Below are 19,638 nucleotides of genomic sequence, written 5' to 3'. Positions count from 1 at the left end.
ATATTGTCTAAATAATTACAATTTCATGATGAATTATTTATCTAACCAAAGTACAGAATCTGCCATTTGTTGAGAAAATGCAAGATCATGGGAAGCAATCAGCATGGGGAGTTTTAATGCTTTCAAAAGTGCGGTCAGTTTTTTTATATTTTTTTGATCCAACCCATTAGTTGGCTCATCCAAGAAAAGCAGTTTAGGTTGCATAGCTAACACACCAGCTAATGCCACCATATTTTTCTCTCCCCCTGATAACACATGGATTGGACGATCTTTTAATGCTTCTACTCCAAGTATTTCTAGTTGTTGTAATGCCATTTCTTTTGCTGTTTGATTATTAATACCTTGATTAATTAAGCCAAATGCCACATCCTCCAAGACTGTCGGACCAAAAAGCTGATCATCAGGAGACTGAAAACATAGACCAATTTGACCACGATATGGCATAAAATCCTTTTCAGTACGACAAGATTGACCAAATAATCGTATATCTCCTTGTTGGAATGGTATAAAACCTAGCAAGGTATGTAGTAGTGTAGTTTTACCACAACCAATTTCTCCTTGTAAAAACAAACGTTCATCTTCATGTAATTGAAAACTAATATTTTGTAAAACGGGTTTACTGTAGCGTGATACTGAAAGTTCTTTAATCTCTAATACCATCATTTAATTATCCATGCGATGGCCAAAAGTGCGGTAAAAATTTCCACATATTTCCACCATGTTTTTTCTAATAAACTAGACTGTGATTGAAACTTAAATCCTCTTGCTCTAAGAGCCATTTCTACCACTTCCACTTTAATCAAAGCTCTTACTAATAATAATGCTACTCGCTGAGCTAACACTTGAAAGGTACGCCAATTACATTTAGCTTGAAATCCCCTCGCCTGCATAGCAATACTGATGCGTCGGTTTTCTTCAGCTAACAAACTAATATAACGCACTGTTAGAATAAACAATTGAATAAACTTATTTGGCAATGGTAGTTGGCTAATTGCCTGTACTAAGCGTACATCATTAATGCCATACAATAAAAGACACAAACTACAAAAGATCAAGTTCATTCTAAATGTAATTAACAATGCAGTGTGAATACCTAGAGGAGAAAAATCAATCCCAGAATTACTGACTTGCCAAGTTAAGGTTAACCATAATAATAAGGTAAATATATTAAGAGATAACCAACGTTTAATATAGGGGACAATCGATTGCTGGTTAACATATAAAAAAAGCAACAAAGCGGTATAAGCGATGCATGTTAGCCATGCTAACATTGGAATATCCGTGATCGCACTAATGATAAGACCTATACCAAAAGCATAAAGTAGTCGGACATGCGGGGTAAAAAAAGCCAATTTCATCATGTACGTAAATTCAATAAGCTAGGATACATTTTACCTAAAATGACAATCACAATCGCACTGATCACTGAATCTACAATAAAAATGGGCAGATGGCTAAGGACTAACAGAAAAATCAGATCCTGATAACGACTTCCATCATCAAAAGCTAATACAAGTGAGGCAAACAATGCGGCTAATCCAACGCCTAAAAAACCAGCACTTGCTCCCACTAAAACTTTAACCAATACGCTAGAATGCTCTTGTAAAACATGACGAAACAGATAATGAATTAACACTGCGGGTAATGCCATGACACATAAATTCACACCTAATACGGCAAATCCACCAAAAGAAAATAAAATCACCTGCAATAATAATGCGATACAAAACGCAGGGAATACTGCCCAGCCAAGAAACAAACCTGCCATTCCATTCAAGATCAAATGTACACTACTGATGCCCACAGGCACATGAATTGTTCCTGCAACAAAAAAAGCGGAGGCAAAAAGTGCTGTTAGGGGTAATTTTTGATAATCCATTTTCCGAATGCCAATGCTTAAACCTATTACGGCAAATATTGCACCAGCGATCAGCGTTTGGCTATGCAATACACCTTCTGATAGATGCATGGCTACACATTCTCCCTTTTATTCTTGCGATTAGAATAATTTTTAAACCAAGCGAGAAGCCCAATAATCCCAAAGATATATCCAATTCCACCTAAAATATCATGAAGATAGATTTTATCTTTAAGACGATTAATATCCTCTCGAATAAGCATTAATGCACTATTATCAGTATTCGAGGATGAAATTCTGTCTGCCATCACCGTTGCACGATGCCCTTCTTCACCTTCAATTACCACTTTAAAATTTGCTTCGCCTGTTATAGGTAAATGAAATAAACCTTTTTTATCTGTTTTTCCTGAAACCGCAGGGCTTGATTCACCTTCTCGAAAAGCTTCTACATAAGTTTCAGCTGCTGGCGTCATATCTGAATAATAAGATTTTCCAGTAATGGCTTGTCCATCATATTGGGCAAAAATATAAAGACTATGCGCAAAGCAACTTTGGCTACAGAACAAGCCTGTAACCAAAGTAAAAAGTGCGGTAAGAATTTGGAATATTTTCATTATTTCGCATCAAATGTTAACATATATGAAATTTTACGATCTGAATAATCTGGATTGCCCACCACTTTTTCAGCAAATTTAGCTACTATTTTATTAGTTCCTTTTACTGGAGTATATTCAACAATTCCTTTCTGATTGGTTGCTTTAAAAGAAGCATCATCACCATCAATGCCTACCTTAATACCTTCAACAGGCTTACCTTGATGCAAAACTAAGATTGGAAGCGCTGTTCCTACTTCAGGTTTTTGTTGAGGAATAAGTTCATATTCCATATTATGATTTTTGATTGCTTGTTCATCCCAATGTAAAATAGCTTTACCTAATTTTACAGGGTTAGAAGTAGATTCTGCGGTGGGTTCTTGAGCTTTTGTTTTTTCTACATATTTACCATTTGGTAATTTAGACCAAACACCGTTATCAAATTTTAAAAATACAATGGAAGCATTATCAGCTAAGAAATGAGCTTCACCTTTCTCGAAATGATATTTTGCATCAGATAGTTGCCCTTTCTGATTCAATAGCTTAATTTCTTTGACTTTATGTTCAGGATAAGTTTCCGTTTCTTCATGACCAAACTTCATCACATATCCTAAGTGATTTCCCGTATCTGGCTCTAACCAAATATTATGTGCATTAGCAGAAAAAGCAAAAAGTGCGGTTAGAAATAACGTAGTTTTTTTCATTTTTTAGCTCTCCATGTTAAAAATTCATACTCATCTTAAACTATGAAGTAACTTTAGAGTCAAGAAAAAATATGTTTATTAATTAACCTAAAATCACTAAAAAAAGCCAATAAAAAAGGCACTAAATGTGCCTTTTCCATTAAATTTTCAATAATTACGCCACAAGTGCGGTATCTTTTAAACGTTGTTTGAGTTTAGTGTATTCCGTTACAACATAATGCTCAGCCCAACGTTGATCTTCTATTTTATCAATACGGACTGCACTATACTTATATTCTGGCGTTCTAGAACCAGGATTTAAGTGTTCTGCTGTAAGTTCATTACATTTACCAATCCACCATTGATATGTCATGTAGCAAGCACCTTTATTGGTACGGCTGCTGACATCCGCACGTGAAATAACTTTACCACGAGGTGAAGCAATCCACACAAGATCATTATTCTTAATGCCTAATGCTTTTGCATCTTCATCATTCATTTGAACATATCCTGGTTCGTCTGCAAGTGCTGCCAATGCTCGGCAGTTACCTGTCATTGAACGACATGAATAATGTCCAACTTCACGTACAGTAGATAAGACTAATGGGAATTCCTCTGTCAATGTTTCCATTGGTGGTTCCCAGTCGCAAGCAAAGAACTCTGCCTTACCATTTGGACGGTCAAAGACTTGGTTTTTATACAAATAGCTGGTACCTTGATCTTCAGGACCTTCATCAGTACAAGGCCATTGAATATAACCCAATCCTTCCATTTTTTCGTAAGTTGCACCTTTGTAAAGATCACATAATGAACGTAATTCATCCCAAATTTCTTTAGTGTTATTGTAATGCATTGGGTAGCCCATTGCAGTTGCAATTTCACTAATAATTTGCCAGTCATCTTTAACATCACCTACCGGTTCAACTGCTTTGTAAAAACGTTGGAAACCACGGTCTGCCGCACTATACACCCCTTCATGCTCAGCACAAGAAGTTGCTGGTAATAAAACATCAGCTTCTGCTGCAGTTTGTGTCATAAAAATATCTTGAACAATTAAAAATTCTACTTTTTCAAAAGCTTTTTTAACTGCATTGATATCTGGTTCTGTTTGTAAAGTATCTTCCCCCATAATGTAGAAAGCTTTAATTTTATCTTCCATTATGGCTTCTGGTACTTCACTTAATGGTACACCTGGTTTTGGATTCATTTCAGGAATGCCATAAGCTTTCGCAAATTTTGCCATGGCTACAGGGTCATTTAAACGTTGATAGCCTGGCAAGGTATTAAATAAAGCCCCCATGTCACAAGCCCCTTGTACGTTATTTTGACCACGTACAGGGTTTACCCCAACATTTGGTTTACCAAGATTACCTGTAAGCATTGCTAAACTTGCTAAAGCTCGTACAGTTTCAACCCCTTGTCTAAATTGACAAACACCCATACCCCATAAAATGGTTGCAGTTTCCGCTTTGGCATAGGTACGAGCAATTTCACGCAACATTTCTGGTTCAATACCTGTAATATGTTGAGTAGATTCTGGCGTATAAGATTTGACAATCTCATAGAATTGCTCAAAGTTCTCTGTATGAGCATCAATAAATGCTTGATCTTGCAGACCTTCTTCTAGGATGACGTTCATCATCGCATTAAGAAATGCGACATTACTTGCATTATTTAATGGTGCATAAATATCTGCGATACGTGCTGTCTCGATTTTACGAGGATCACAAACAATGATTTTTGCACCCTTCGCTTTGGCATGATTAATTCGTCTCGCCACAATTGGGTGAGATGTTGATGCATTATAGCCAAAAATAAATACACATTTGGTGTCTTCAATCTCTACGATTGAGTTAGACATTGCGCCGTTTCCGACCGATTTGAGCAGACCTGTTACAGAAGGGCCGTGTCAAACGCGCGCACAACAGTCAACATTGTTGTTTCGTAATACTGCACGTGCAAATTTTTGCATCACATAGTTAACTTCATTACCTGGACCACGAGATGACCCCGTTACCATGATAGATTCATTACCATACTTTTCTTTAATTTCAGAAAGACGTCTTGCAGTATAAGAAATGGCTTCATCCCAACTTACTGGCGTGAATGCTTCGCCTCTTTTATAGCGAATCATTGGCTGAGTAAGCCGAGGAGTTAGGATACGAGTATCATGGACGAAATCCCATCCAAAATACCCTTTGAGGCAGAGTTCTCCCTCATTGGTTTTTCCGTTTGCGCCTTCAGCACCCACAATTTTGTTGTTTTCAACCAATAAATTGATCTTACAACCTGATGCGCAATACGGACAGACAGTAATCACTTTTTTCATAATGAATGTCCTTCAGTTAATAATAAATCTCAAACTAATCACTCAGAATGGTTAATTTGTTCCCTTCTATAATACGCTCAATTAATCAACAATCCCCTATAAAAAATGAGTATTTATTGATTTAAAACATATTTTTTATTAATTTTCACTTTATTTTAGTGAAATGTTATAACGCCTGAATATCGTTAATTCTATTATCTTTAATTAGCGAATAAAGGTGCTCTACAGCAGCTTTCACTTTTTCTGTCATAGGAAAACCAAACGACACTAAATCAGGTTGAATTCCTACAAAAATGATTTCTTCAATATCTTCTTCAAGTTGCTCAATTAAATAGTTAAGTGGCATATTATGCGTACTCATAAACAACATTTCAGCAATCAAATCTTTATCAATAATTCTTAAGGATCCAATATCTTGTTGCATATCTGAGGCATCAACAATTAATAAACGTTTCGGGCGCAGTGCTCGTACAGTATGAGAATAATTTTCAGGTGCCGAACCGCCATCTACCACTGTCCAATTAGGGATAGGATTCGCCTCCATCATTTCCGCAAGTAAAGGACCTGCACCATCATCTCCCATCATTGAATTGCCTACCGCAAGCATTACATTTTCAGTTGTCATAGGTGCTTCTATTCCTTGTTATCTCGACGTTTAACCATAATATACATAACTGGCTCACGTTGTATTGATGCCAATGTATCCAATAAAGTTTCTGCCCATTGTTGATGAAGCTGAGAGAAATTTGCCTTATTGTCATCTAGTGCTTTCGCTAATAAATTTACATGACTCACATCAATAACAATTTCACCAAATTTAATTAATCCAGCAAACTTACGTCGTGCCTCCCCTTCTGGAAAACTTTCTACAAATTTTTGATATTCATCATAATCACAAACAATTAATTTCTTAAAGCAATCAACAATTCCCACATGATGCCCAATTGCTAAGGAGTAATATACGACTTGCTTTGCTTCCTCTGGAATATCATCACGCTCTTCTTTTTCCATAAATCGTTGATTAAGAAGGTAAAAGATAACTTGTGTTGTCATTGAATAATCCTTATTGGCTAATCAAAAGTGCGGTTCATTTTGATAAAATTTTTACAAAATAGACCGCACTTTCTATGAGCTAACCTGAAAATGGTTGGCTAATTCGATGCAATCTTGTCACAATCTCACTTAAACGAGGATCGGATTCTCGCTCTAAAAATTCACCAAGACGGACTGCAAAAGGCTCTTCTTGATTTTCGCACATCATACTCATAAATTTATCTGCAATATCTCCACCTTGGCGATAACCAGCTAAACGACGAGCTTCACGTTCAAGCGTAATCCGAAGATCATGAGGAATCTTAGGAAAACGAACTTTTGCTGCCGCAGTGGAATCTGCAATCTCTTGTTTTCCTTTTAATTTTTGATCCAATAAGCCTAATGCCATCGCAAAACCATAAATAGTTGCTGCGGGTGTTGGTGGACAACCTGGAATATAAACATCAACAGGAACAATTTGATCTGTTCCGCCCCATACACAGTAAAGATCGTGGAAAATACCGCCACCACAACCACAAGCACCATAAGAAATACAAATTTTAGGATCTGGTGCAGCTTGATAGGCACGCATGGCAGGGGTACGCATTGCACGAGTCACAGAGCCTGTAAATAGCAAAATATCGGCATGGCGAGGAGAGGCGACAACTTTAATACCAAAACGCTCTGCGTCAAATGCTGGAGTAATAGTGCCAAAAATTTCAATTTCACAACCATTACAACCACCACAGTCTACACGATATACATAAGCTGAACGTTGAATATCCTTGAGTAAGGTTTGTTTCATTTTGGCAATGCTTTCATCTATCGTAAACGGCGTAGATACGCCATTTACGGGCATAGGAATTTGTGTATTCATCTTATTTCTCCCCCAACATATTCAAGCTCTTTTACAACGGTTTCAATTTTTTCAATACTGAAATCACTCAATGGAAGTTGCATTTTATCTTCCATTCTAGCCGTTTTATTCAAACTATTTTGGCGTTTACAATCTGGACAAGTATGTAATACAGCGAGCTTTTTATTGACATCTTCAGGGTCATAAGCTTGTTGTTTAAGAAGATCTACCGCATAATTTAATTCTTTATAAGAAATAAATGGCGTACCACATTGTTGGCAACTAGCTGTTTTAAATGTAGTCTCTTGATATAAATCTTGCTTATTTTTCACTGAAAGCTCGAAGTCTTGTGTTAAGCGAATCGCTTTCGTTGGACACACTTCTTCACATCGACCACAGAAAATACAACGTCCTAAAAATAATGACCATGTACGATCACCTTGTTCAGCATTAGTATTCAAGGTTAATGCATTGGCTGGACAAGCAATTGTACAGGCACCGCATACAATACATTGATCTGAATTTAATTCTGGTCTACCACGAAAATCAGGATCCACTTCATAAGGTTTGAAGGGATATTTTGTGGTTACATCCCCTGCTTTAAAAACTGTCTTTAATAACTTAAACATAGACCACTTCCTTATTTCAATGGTGAGTTTTTACGCTCAATACCATAACGTTCAATTTCTTTATAGGCTACATTTTTAGCCTTACGTTTATTCACATCTACCACCGTAACACGGTCAGTACAAGAATAACATGGGTCAAGGCTACCAATGATTAATGCCGCATCAGAAACGGTATTTCCACGAAGCATATAACGTAATGTTGGCCAGTTTGCATAGGTTGCAGCACGACAACGCCAACGGAATAATTTTTGGTTATTACCTAGCATTGCCCAGTGAATATCCTCGCCTCGAGGGGCTTCTGTAATGCCTAATGCAAAACGACCTGGAGTATAATTAAAACCTTCAACTAATAATTCACCTTTTGGTAAATTATCCACCATATAATCAATAATATTCATGGATTCAAAAACTTCATTAATACGAACTTTCAAACGAGATAATACATCGCCGTTTTGTTCTACATGAATATTAAATGGAATGTCTCCATAACCTGAGAATGGATGAACAGAACGAACATCACGATCAAAGCCACTGGCACGAACCATTGGACCAACTGGGCTGAAATCACGAGCAACTTGACGATCTAAGATCCCGACACCCACTGTACGTTGTTCCATATTAGGTGTGTTCATTAAAATATCACTTAAAGTGATTAATTCTTCACGCATTTCAGCAATAATCTTACGGCATTGTTCACGTTGGTGTTTCAACATATCACGGCGAACACCACCAATTAGATTAATCCCATAAGTTTTACGTGCACCAGTTAAAACTTCCGCTAAAGTCATGGATTTTTCACGAACACGGAAGAATTGCATAAAGCCTGTATCGAAGCCAGTAAAGTGACTTGCCAAACCTAAATTCAGTAAATGACTATGTAAACGTTCAACTTCAAGTAAAATTGCACGGATCCATTCCGCTCGTTGTGGAATTTGAATACCCAATGCATTTTCTACCGCATTTGAATAAGCGACACTATGGGTAAAACCACAGATACCACATACACGGTCAGCCAAGAATGTTACTTGGTCATAATCCATGCGAGTTTCTGCTAGCTTTTCCATACCACGATGAACATAGAATAAACGGTAATCGGCATCGACGATGTCCTCACCATCTACAAATAAACGGAAATGTCCTGGTTCATCAGAAGTAATATGCAATGGACCAATTGGCACAATACGAGCTTCACCTTTTTCATTAATGAATTCATAAGTCTCAACCGCACTTGTTGGATCTGGACGTAAACGATAGTCCATAGCATCTTTACGAAGTGGAAATACTTCATCTGGCCAGTCATCTGGTAACACTAAACGTCGTTGATCTGGCAACCCTACGGCTTTCAGACCATACATATCGTACATTTCACGTTCTGCCCATACCGCGGCTTTTACTCGAGGTGTTACGGATGGGAATTCAAGTGAAACGGCATCCACTAAGGCTTTTACAGTGACAAAGGTTTTTACTTCACCTTCCATTGACAGCACATAATAAACTGCATAATGACCATTAATGCTACGTTCATCATTAGCAAATGCCACAGGTAGCCAACCGTAATGTTGATAATATAAATACTCAACTACATCAGGTAGCATATTGGTTTTAATGGTGATGGTCACTTGATTTTCAGTTGACCATTCTTCATCAAGAATTGTATTTGGAAATTTCGCATTAATCGCTTCAAGGTAATTTTTACCACGCGCTTTTGCTTGATCCACTGATGTATTTTTTGTTAATTCCATATATTCCTCCTGTTGACCTATTTACCTAAGCTTTGCCAAGGCAATAACAACATATCACCAAAGGAAACATTATCTTGACCAAGAATAATTCCCACTGAATTTTTAAGAAGTTGCATAATTGGATCTGCTATATGTAAACCCATCATCAACATTAACAACAATAAGACTGCCATTGCTAATACTGAAATTTTACTCACTTCACCTGTTTCGATATTATCAGTTGGTTTACCTAAAACCGTTTTTAATAACATCATTGCAAGACCAGCAAGTACAACAGTAAGAAGCAATAAACAGATAATCACTAGCCAAGTTTTACCCGCTGTAATACCAGCAACTGCCACACTAAATTCACTCACAAATACGTTAAATGGAGGCACACCACCTAATGCTAGACCACCGCCAGCAAATAATACCGCAGTAACAGGTGCAACTTTCCATAAACCACGTACTTGGTTCATATCTCTGGTTTTATACTTTAATAAAATATTACCTGATGCACAGAATAATAAGGTTTTCGCCAAACTGTGGTTAATGGTGTGTAATAAACCAGCAAACATTCCTAATGGACCACCTAAACCAAATGCAAAGGTAATTAATCCCATATTTTCAATACTTGAATAAGCAAGTAAACGTTTAATATCTGCTTGAACAATAATGAATAAGGCAGCAATACCCACTGAAATTAAACCAAACCATAGGAATAAGGTTTGTAAATATTCTGCACCAATGGCTTTAGAAATAATGGTGTAATAACGTAGCACCACTAACATTGCACAATTTAATAATACAGCTGATAAAATTGCACTCACTGGACTTGGTGCCTCACTATGTGCATCTGATAACCAAGTATGCATTGGGAATAAACCACATTTAGTACCAAAGCCAACCAGGATAAAAGCAAATGCAATATAAAGTAATGAAGGATCTAAATTTTGAGCTTGAGCATTCACTGCAGACCAGAAAATTGCTTGGCTTGGATCTTGTAACATTGAACTTGCACCGCTAAATACCAAAATCGTTCCGTATAAACCAAAGGCTACTCCAACAGAACAAATAATGATGTACTTCCAAGCTGCTTCAAGTGAAGTTTTATGCTTATAGGTTCCTACTAAGAATGCGGAACTTAATGTTGTTGCTTCAATACCCACCCACATTAAAATGAGGTTATTAGTTGTGACTGAAACTAACATAGTAAAGAAGAACAAATGTAAGAAGCCGTGATAATAGGTATAAGTTTTGAAATCAATATGGCCTTCAGACAATTCAGTATTCATATAACCAATTGAATACATTCCTGCTAAAGCACCGACAATACCAATTAAACCAATGAAGATGGCTGATAAGCTATCCACATAAATCCAATTATCTAATGCTAAAATAGAACCTTGTTCTAAAACTTCAGCAATCACTTTTAATGAGAAAACAAACATCAAAACCAAACCTGTCACATGAAGTGCGGTTACTAATGTTTGATTTTTACTTTTTGCTAGTAAAAAACTCACTACGGAAACTGCCAAAGGTGCGATTAATAACGCATAAATCCATTCTGTCATAGCGTATTACCCCTTCAATTCCGTTAATTCTTTTGCATCTAATGTGTTCAATGTGCGGTAAATTTTATTCACTAAAACAACCAAAATGATCACTGCAAAGAACGCATCTGTTGCAATACCGATTTCAACTAACTCTGGTGCATTACTTGCAAGTAAGGCAAGTGTTAGATGTGAACCATTTTCCATTAAGCAATAACCAAAAACTTGTTTCAAAATATTGCGTTGAGACACAATACATAAAATACCAAGTAAGAAATGGCTTAATGATACAGATAACACTAAGTTCAAATGTTCTTCTAACGGAAGTTTAATTGGACTCACGACTAAATAACATACCACCACAATGATAGCGGTAATTGGAATTAACCAAGAAGAATTTAAACTTTTTGGTACCGCACTTTCATCAATTTTTTTAGTGGCATAAATTAAAATTGCAGGTACTAAAATCACTTTCGTGATAAATGCACTGATTGACCACATATATAATGAATGTGATTTAAGCTCACCTGCTAGGCAAACAAATAATCCCACTAAAACTAATGACTGCAAGGCATAAAATAACGCAGATTTTCTTGCTGTTTTTCCCATAATCACAAGAAGTGAAGTTAGGATAAGCAAGCCTGCAAGGATATTAATCATTAACATAACGACCTCCTAACCTAACCACGACATATTCAACCAGTATGCAGCAATAAAGCTTGAGCAAACTGACATCACCATTAATACAACAAGTACAATACTCATTGATAAGGTAATAGGTTGTGCATTTTTAACTTCTTCAGTGGGTTCTCCGAGGACACATTGCCCAAATTTATAGAGTAACCACACAAAGGTTGTGACACTTTCAATTAAAGCAATGACCATCAAGGTAGTAATCCAAGGATGCTCAGCACCTAATTCAAAGCCTGCTGCAAATAATGGGAATTTACTGAAGAAACCATTGAATGGTGGAACCCCTGCAATGGCTAATGCACCAACTCCAAAACCAGTACCAACTAACGGCATAGTTTTAATGATACCTTTCAAGCGAGGCATTGAACGTGTACCTGTTGAATAAGCTAAGGAACCCGCTACTAAGAAGAATAAACTTTTCGCGAAAGCATGGTTAAAGATATAAGAAATAGCCGCAACAAAGGCAAGTTTAGAGCCAAAGGCTGCTAATGAAAGCCCAATGAAAATATAAGCTAATTGTGTAATAGTTGAGTATGCCAACAAACGTTTTAAATCCGTTTGAGGTAAGTACATTAAGAAGCCATAAATCAAGGTAATCATTGCCATGATTAAACCAACTTCACCAACGATTTCAGGAATATCACCTGCTGACATAACAGATCTTGCAAAAATGTATACGCCAACTTTAACCATTGATGCCGCATGCAAATACGCACTCACTGGTGTTGGTGCTTCCATCGCATTTGGTAACCAAATTTGCATTGGAATTTGTGCTGATTTACCCCATGCAGCGAACATCACCCCAAAGAGCACAATGGTTTTTGAAGTCGGATCTAATGCGTCTAATGCGCTAATAGAGAAAGTCCCTGATTTACTAAATAAATATGCAGCAGCCACATATAAGCCTAATGAACCAATATGAGTAATAATTAAAGCTTTCATTGCCGCTGACTGAGCTTTAGGTGTTTGGTAATAGCTAATTAATGACCAAGAACAAGCCCCTGTAATTTCGAAGAATAGTAATTGTCCTACTAAAGTTGAAGACAGTACTAAACCTGCCATCGCACCGATAAAGATCAGCAAAAAGGCATAGAAACGAGGTAGAGGTGGATGCGAATGTTCTTTATTCTTATCAGTTAAATAACCGCAAGAATATAAGCTAATTAAAAAACCTAAACCAACCACAGCAAAGGCAATTAATGTACTTACGGCATCTAAAGTAATACCAAAAATAGTCGTATCACCAAAACGTACAACATCATAAGTAACGGTTGCTTCGCCACTCATATACCATTGTTGTGCTAAAGCTAACGTACCTAAAGTGGCAAGTGCAGCAAAAAAGGTCGCCAGTTTAGGAAAGGTGTTTTGATTTTTAATCAATCCAACTAAAAATGCACCAACAAATGGTAAGATGATTGTAATTAGAGCTAAATTTTCCATTTTCTTCTCCTTACAATCCGATTAAGTAAAATACAAAAGCTAACACTGAAATACCAAAACCTATCACGGTAATACGACCTGTCATCATAAAACGTGTACGAGATAAGGTATTTTCAAATACACAAGCAAGTACAAATACAATCAACAATTTGATAAAGAAAAAAATTGCGCCGAAAATGACCGCACTTAGGGTTAGCTCTTGTGCCGCACCGAATGGCAATAACACACCAACAAAAATGGAAGCCACAACCACGGCTTTTAAGCTTATGCCAACTTTAATTAACGCTAAAGCGGGGCCAGAATATTCAGTTAATGGACCTTCTTGTAACTCTTGTTCTGCTTCTGCTAAATCGAAAGGAATTTTACCCATTTCAATAAATACAGCAAAACCACAGGCAATTAATGCCACAATAGTTGCAACAGGAGCCACCCAAGATTCTGTAGCAAGTGCGGTACTAATTAGACCAAAATTTGTTGAGCCAGCAATTAATGCAATAATTAATAAAGAAAGCATTAAGGTAGGTTCAACAAGTACACCTAATGTCACTTCGCGGCTTGCACCTAAACTTGAGAAAGTACTATTACTATCCAATCCAGCAATAGAGAAGAAGAAACGGAATAATGCAAAAAGATAAATTGCTGTAATTAAATCCCCTGCTGTACCAAATGGTGATGCTAGAGTAAACATTGGTAAGCTCATTGCAATTACTAACACTGTGCTAATTAATACGTAAGGCATGGTTTTTGATACCGCCCCAGCATTATCTGGCAAAATGTTTTGGCGTTTCATTAATTTAAAAATATCACGGTAATCTTGTAATATTCCAGGTCCACGGCGAGATTGAACCCTCGCACGAATCATGCGAGAAATTCCTGAGAATAATGGTGCTAATAATAAGAGAATCAGCGCTTGAACAAGACCTAAAGCAAACATACCTACTGATGTTGCAATTTCTGAAGGTAAATTAATCATCTCACACCTCCTACATCGTTGCTGCAACAGCAAGTAACATAACTAAAGCCACGACGAAATATATGCAATACACACGGAAATCGCCAGCTTGTAACCAACGGATTTTATTTGAAATCCATGGAATAAAATGAGCAATTGGCATAGTGACTTTTTCTTCCCAGAATGGTTCTACTTTCGTTGAACCTTTAATCACTTCATCAATGGCTTTATAAGTCATTGTTGAAGGATCGAAAGTTTTACGAATAGTATAAAGCGGTTTAAACATCGTACGTAATGGACGAGTGAAACCACCCGCTGAAGATGCCATATCAGGTTCATAAGCATAACCACAAGCCCAAGGATTACCTTTTGCACTGTCTGATAAACGACTAGATTTAGTCATTGCATAGTAAACAAACGGTATAAAGAAGAAGGCAACTAACATAATTGCAACCATCGGCGTAGAAAGTGCCGTATTAGGTTCTGAATGTGCTACGACTGTACCGTTCTCAGCAATAGGGAAAGTATTTTGTAGTTGTGCTAAAGAATTGGCAACACGAGTAATTACTGGTGATACCTCTGAAGCTCCTATTCCTAATAAAATACAAAGAATCGCCAATATTGCCATGGCAACAATCATTGGCATTGGAACTTCACGCGCATTAGCGGCTCTTTCACTACGAGGAGCACCACCAAAACTGATACCATATACTTTAACGAAACAAAGTGCAGCTAATGCCCCTGTTAACGCCAACATAATAATCGCAACTGGACCTGCAATTTTTAAAACGATGTCTGAATTTTGACTTAACGTAAAGAGGGATTGGTAAGTAAACCATTCACTGACAAAGCCATTAAATGGCGGCAATGCAGAAATTGCCATTGTACCAATTAAGAAGGTTAATGCAGTATATGGCATTAATTTACTTAAACCACCCATTAAATCCATATCTTTGGTATCTAAGCGATACATAATGGAACCTGCGCCAAGGAATAATAATCCTTTGAAGACGGCATGGTTAAGTAAGTGATATAACCCACCAAGTAAACCTACTGTAGCAAGAATCGGTTGCTTAATTGCAATACCAATCATACCAACACCAACGCCCATCATAATAATGCCAATGTTTTCTACGGTATGGTAAGCCAATAAGCGTTTAATATCATGCTCTGCCAATGCATAAAGTACTCCGAGTACAGAAGATACTGCACCGAAACCTAATACAATCACACCAAACCAAATATTAGTGGCACCAAGTAAATCGATACCTACTTTAATAATTCCGAAGATACCAATCTTAACCATCACACCAGACATTAACGCAGAAGCATGAGAAGGTGCCGCTGGGTGAGCTTTAGGTAACCAACCATGTAATGGAATCATCCCGGCTTTTGCACCAAAACCTAAAAAGGCAAGCATAAATACAGTAAATGCCAATGGTGTGGATAATTGTGTTTGACGGAATGCTTCAAATTCAAAACTACCTGCATGGCAGTAGAAAATATAGAAAGCAATCATAATTAAAACTGAACCTGCATGAGCGATGAAGAAATAAAGCAAGCCAGCTTTAGTCGCATTCTCATCTTGTTCAGTTAGTACGAGGAAATAAGATGATAAGGACATCATCTCAAAGAAAACAAGAAAATAAAATGCATTATCTGAAGTGACCAATGCAATCATAGAAGCGATAAAGAGATTCATAAAAAATCCCATTGTACCTGCCCCTTTCCCTTTATACTCCTGGACATAAGAGAAAGAATAAATTGCAGTAATCACAACTAATAAAGAAATAACACACACCATGAAAGCCGCTAATCCATCAATTCGGATAGAGAATTGAGCAAACTCAAAAGGTGTTTGGAAAAGGTCATAGACCGTCTCATTGCTGATAAGAACGGGGGCGCAGGAAATAATTCCTAATATTCCGCCAAGTACACTGGTCACGCCAGATATATTGATTGAAAGCTGTTCATTTTTGCTAACGCAAAGAGAAATGAACGCACCGACGACATAAATCAACAAGGCAGTGATGAGTAAGGTGATTGAACTCATAATTTCACTCCATTGATTATTTAAAATCTACTTTAAGCTAGCCAAATACCACAGGTGAATTCATCATCGCTTTTTCACGTTTTTCTCGGTTAGCTTGTTCAATACTTTCGTCACTAATCAAAAATAACGTTTTCGTTGGACAAGTTTGTACACAAGCTGGACCTTCTGGTCGGAAATAGCAAAGATCGCATTTAATCGCAATCGCTTTTACACCTGGTTGCCAAGCCAACATATTATGTACATTGGTATTATTTGGTGCAGTACGAATATCGCGAGCAACTGCATCTTGGAAAGTGAAATGTTCATAGTAAGTTGGAGCATCAATTGCGGTACTACCATGTTGAGTGATTGTCCCAAATGGACAAGCAATACCACAAAGTTTGCAACCAATACAAAGACTCTCATTGAGTTGAATTGTGTCAGCCTGATGTGTAATAGCATGCACTGGACATACAGTTGCACAAGGCGAATCATCACAGTGACGGCACAGAATCGGTACAGTTACATCATCATTACGCATCACTTGAAGACGTGGAAAAGGTTGTAATCCGAAGGCTTTGTGGGTTTCACTACATGCAGCCATGCACGTATTGCAACCAATACAGTCTTTGGGATCACCAATAACAAAACGGTTCATAGTTTTTTCCCCCCGATTAATAAAAAGTTATTTCTTCATAACCACTCTGATTGTAAGGATACTCTTCTCAAAAATATGAAAAAATAGTTCACTTGAAAATTTATTGATTCAGATCATGAAATTTTTAAATTTTTTATAAAGAAAATATACTTATATATCAATAGGTTAACAAATTGTTATCAATGTTTAATTTATGTTTAAGATAAAAATAGTTCTCATTTTTGTATATATTTTATACAGCAAAAAAGATAGCTTTTTAGTGCTTAACTGCTAAGATAAATACACATTAGTGCTATTTTTTAGTTATGTTGAAGGGAAAATATGAACGGAGTTGAGTTACGTATAAAAGGTAAAGTACAAGGCGTTGGTTTTCGCCCTTTTGTATGGTTGTTAGCAAATCAATACCAATTAAAAGGAGATGTTAACAATGATGGACAAGGTGTGTTAATTCGTTTTGTAGAACCTGAAAATGCCGCACTTTCACATTTCCTAACCGACTTACAAACTAAATTGCCACCTCTAGCGCTGATTACAGAGATTCAACAAACAGAAAAATTTTGGGAAAATCTACCGCACTTTGATGAATTTGTGATTCGTGAAAGTGAAAATAATGCAATGGATACCCAAATTGTTCCAGATGCAGCGACTTGTCCCGCTTGTATTGAAGATCTCTTTAATCCAAACAATCGACGCTTTCACTACCCTTTTACTAACTGCACACATTGTGGTCCAAGATTCACCATTATTAAAGCAATTCCTTATGATCGCAAAAATACCTCAATGGCAAGCTTTCCATTCTGTGCTGATTGCGAACAAGAATATAAGAATCCTGCGGATCGCCGTTTCCATGCTCAGCCTAATGCCTGTGCAGATTGTGGACCTCATATTTGGTTACAAACTGCCTTTGAAACTTTATCAACTCATGAAAATGCCCTAAACCAAACTGTCGATTTACTTATGCAGGGAAAAATCGTTGCTATAAAAGGAGTTGGGGGCTTCCATTTAGCTTGCGATGCAACAAATTCGGCATCAGTACAATTATTACGTGAACGCAAACATCGTCCAACCAAACCATTAGCCATTATGGTGCCAAGCCTTGAGCATTTAATTGAGCTTAGCCAAGAAGAAATCAAGATTTTGAAAAGTACTGCTGCTCCTATTGTGTTACTGAAAAAACATAAGGTGCCAGCTGTCGTAGATCTTATTGCACCTCATTTAAATGAAATTGGCGTAATGTTACCAAGTAATCCCTTGCAACATTTATTGTTACGAGCCATCAATAAGCCACTAGTGATGACCTCTGCTAATCCAAGCGGTCAACCGCCCGTTTTAGATAATCAAAGTGCAGTACAATTTTTAGGAAATTTAGCAGATTACTATCTCTGTCATAATCGAGATATTTTGCAACGTGCTGATGATAGCCTAGTCCGAGTCGCATTTGATGGTTTGGAAACCTTACGCCGTGCTCGTGGCTATGTGCCTGATGAAACCTTATTAGCAACCAAAAATAAGAAAAATATCTTAGCAATAGGCTCAGATTTAAAAAATACCTTCTGTTTATTAAAAGGAAATAAAGCTGTAGTGAGCCAGCATATTGGCGATACCTCCAATGAAAAAGTGCGCTCTCAATTAGAAAATAATCTTGAACTATTCCAACATATTTACCAATTTAAACCTGAACTTATTGCGGTGGATGCTCATCAAGGTTATTTCAGTTCCGCAACGGGTAAAAAACTAGCAAAACGAATCAACTTGCCTATTATAGAGATTCTCCACCATCATGCTCATATTGTCTCCGTTATGGCTGAGCATCATCTTGATGAAAATGTTATTGGACTCGCTTTAGATGGTATTGGAATGGGAGAAAATAATCAGTTATGGGGCGGTGAATGCTTATTAGCCAATCGTCAAACTTATCAATACTTAGGTGGGCTGCCTTCAGTGGCACTTCCTGGGGGGGATTTAGCTGCGACTCAACCTTGGCGAAACTGGCTAGCGCATTTACAACAATTTGTGCCAAACTGGCAAATTATTGCCTCACAAACCTGTGCAAATTACGATTGGCAACTATTGGCAAAAGCGATTGAACGAGGTATTAATTCACCCACGATTTCTTCTGCTGGACGTTTATTTGATGCCATCGCTTATGGACTAAATATTAGCCCTGAAAAACTCAGTTGGGAAGGTGAAGCGGCTTGTCAGCTTGAAGTACTAGCAATGCAATCCAATTTATCCCATCAAAGTGCGGTAGAAATTTCAAAAATTTTACCTGTGATAATGCCAATCAAAGAAAATAAACTTGACCTAGCGACTTTTTGGCAAACGTGGTTGGATTACCCAGCTTCAAAAGCAGACAAAGCCTTTGTCTTTCACTTTGCCCTTGCCTCTGGTTTTGCACAAATGGCAAGGCAGCAAGCTTTACAATATCAATGTAAAATTATTGTGCTTTCAGGGGGAGTAATGCATAACCAATTATTGCGTAAACTCATCAAAGAAAATTTAGCTGAATTTAATGTACTGAGTGCACATCAATTTCCAATGGGCGATGGTGGTTTGAGTTTAGGACAGGCAATAATTGCAGCAGAAATATAAATGAAAAGAAGGGCTAA

At 37.2% G+C, this 19,638-nt stretch carries 18 protein-coding genes; 1 reads left to right on the top strand and 17 read right to left on the bottom strand.

Going from position 1 to position 19,638, the window contains the following annotated elements; all coding sequences use genetic code 11:
* Nucleotides 1-33 precede the first annotated feature (33 nt).
* From BN1226_RS07825 to BN1226_RS07740, 17 genes are all read right to left on the bottom strand, one after another.
* A complete protein-coding gene (locus BN1226_RS07825; protein ID WP_044470713.1) occupies nt 34-663 on the bottom strand; it encodes an energy-coupling factor ABC transporter ATP-binding protein in 630 nt (209 codons plus the stop codon).
* The gene (locus BN1226_RS07820; RefSeq protein ID WP_044470712.1) at nt 660-1,361 is read right to left on the bottom strand and encodes an energy-coupling factor transporter transmembrane component T family protein; all 702 of its coding nucleotides are present in this window, start codon (nt 1,359-1,361) and stop codon (nt 660-662) included. Before BN1226_RS07820 ends, BN1226_RS07825 begins: the two co-directional genes overlap by 4 nt.
* Complete coding sequence (cbiM, locus tag BN1226_RS07815) at nt 1,358-1,969, bottom strand: cobalt transporter CbiM (protein ID WP_044470711.1); 612 nt, start codon at nt 1,967-1,969, stop codon at nt 1,358-1,360. Before cbiM ends, BN1226_RS07820 begins: the two co-directional genes overlap by 4 nt.
* A gap of 2 nt (nt 1,970-1,971) precedes the next feature.
* A complete protein-coding gene (locus BN1226_RS07810) occupies nt 1,972-2,472 on the bottom strand; it encodes a hypothetical protein (protein WP_044470710.1) in 501 nt (166 codons plus the stop codon).
* Nucleotides 2,472-3,155: a DUF4198 domain-containing protein gene (locus BN1226_RS07805; RefSeq protein WP_044470709.1), complete on the bottom strand. Its 684-nt coding sequence runs from the start codon at nt 3,153-3,155 to the stop codon at nt 2,472-2,474. The genes BN1226_RS07810 and BN1226_RS07805 overlap by 1 nt, the downstream gene beginning before the upstream one ends.
* Nucleotides 3,156-3,309: 154 nt before the next feature.
* Complete coding sequence (gene fdhF, locus BN1226_RS07800) at nt 3,310-5,463, bottom strand: formate dehydrogenase subunit alpha (protein WP_082041917.1); 2,154 nt, start codon at nt 5,461-5,463, stop codon at nt 3,310-3,312.
* A 166-nt stretch (nt 5,464-5,629) separates the two neighbouring features.
* Nucleotides 5,630-6,088, bottom strand: coding sequence for a hydrogenase maturation peptidase HycI (hycI, locus tag BN1226_RS07790; RefSeq protein ID WP_005760512.1), 459 nt, complete (start codon nt 6,086-6,088; stop codon nt 5,630-5,632).
* Nucleotides 6,089-6,096: 8 nt separating this feature from the next.
* Nucleotides 6,097-6,516: a formate hydrogenlyase maturation HycH family protein gene (locus BN1226_RS07785; protein ID WP_044470707.1), complete on the bottom strand. Its 420-nt coding sequence runs from the start codon at nt 6,514-6,516 to the stop codon at nt 6,097-6,099.
* Between the two features lie 79 nt (nt 6,517-6,595).
* A complete protein-coding gene (locus BN1226_RS07780) occupies nt 6,596-7,372 on the bottom strand; it encodes an NADH-quinone oxidoreductase subunit B family protein (RefSeq protein WP_005760470.1) in 777 nt (258 codons plus the stop codon).
* Nucleotides 7,369-7,980 (bottom strand): formate hydrogenlyase complex iron-sulfur subunit, encoded by a 612-nt coding sequence (locus tag BN1226_RS07775; protein WP_044470706.1) that lies wholly within the window; start codon nt 7,978-7,980, stop codon nt 7,369-7,371. Before BN1226_RS07775 ends, BN1226_RS07780 begins: the two co-directional genes overlap by 4 nt.
* Before the next feature lie 11 nt (nt 7,981-7,991).
* A complete protein-coding gene (locus BN1226_RS07770) occupies nt 7,992-9,722 on the bottom strand; it encodes a hydrogenase large subunit (RefSeq protein ID WP_044470705.1) in 1,731 nt (576 codons plus the stop codon).
* Between the two features lie 17 nt (nt 9,723-9,739).
* On the bottom strand, nt 9,740-11,275 hold the full coding sequence (locus tag BN1226_RS07765) for a hydrogenase 4 subunit F (RefSeq protein WP_044470704.1): 1,536 nt from the start codon (nt 11,273-11,275) through the stop codon (nt 9,740-9,742).
* 6 nt (nt 11,276-11,281) lie between these two features.
* The gene (gene hyfE, locus BN1226_RS07760) at nt 11,282-11,920 is read right to left on the bottom strand and encodes a hydrogenase 4 membrane subunit (RefSeq protein WP_005760610.1); all 639 of its coding nucleotides are present in this window, start codon (nt 11,918-11,920) and stop codon (nt 11,282-11,284) included.
* Between the two features lie 9 nt (nt 11,921-11,929).
* Complete coding sequence (locus BN1226_RS07755; RefSeq protein ID WP_044470703.1) at nt 11,930-13,387, bottom strand: hydrogenase 4 subunit D; 1,458 nt, start codon at nt 13,385-13,387, stop codon at nt 11,930-11,932.
* Nucleotides 13,388-13,397: 10 nt separating this feature from the next.
* A complete protein-coding gene (locus BN1226_RS07750; RefSeq protein WP_044470702.1) occupies nt 13,398-14,360 on the bottom strand; it encodes a respiratory chain complex I subunit 1 family protein in 963 nt (320 codons plus the stop codon).
* A 10-nt stretch (nt 14,361-14,370) separates the two neighbouring features.
* On the bottom strand, nt 14,371-16,392 hold the full coding sequence (gene hyfB, locus BN1226_RS07745; RefSeq protein ID WP_044470701.1) for a hydrogenase 4 subunit B: 2,022 nt from the start codon (nt 16,390-16,392) through the stop codon (nt 14,371-14,373).
* Between the two features lie 37 nt (nt 16,393-16,429).
* A complete protein-coding gene (locus BN1226_RS07740; RefSeq protein ID WP_005760672.1) occupies nt 16,430-17,029 on the bottom strand; it encodes a 4Fe-4S dicluster domain-containing protein in 600 nt (199 codons plus the stop codon).
* Nucleotides 17,030-17,350: 321 nt separating this feature from the next.
* Between BN1226_RS07740 and hypF the strand changes: the two genes are divergently transcribed.
* Nucleotides 17,351-19,621 (top strand): carbamoyltransferase HypF, encoded by a 2,271-nt coding sequence (gene hypF, locus BN1226_RS07735; RefSeq protein WP_044470700.1) that lies wholly within the window; start codon nt 17,351-17,353, stop codon nt 19,619-19,621.
* The last annotated feature ends 17 nt before the right edge of the window (nt 19,622-19,638 follow it).

Origin of the sequence: Mannheimia massilioguelmaensis (assembly GCF_000940515.1) — a bacterium.
Classification (GTDB): Bacteria; Pseudomonadota; Gammaproteobacteria; order Enterobacterales; family Pasteurellaceae; genus Basfia; species Basfia bettyae.
Note: the sequence above shows the minus strand (reverse complement) of the source record. Positions and strands in the feature narration are given on the sequence as shown.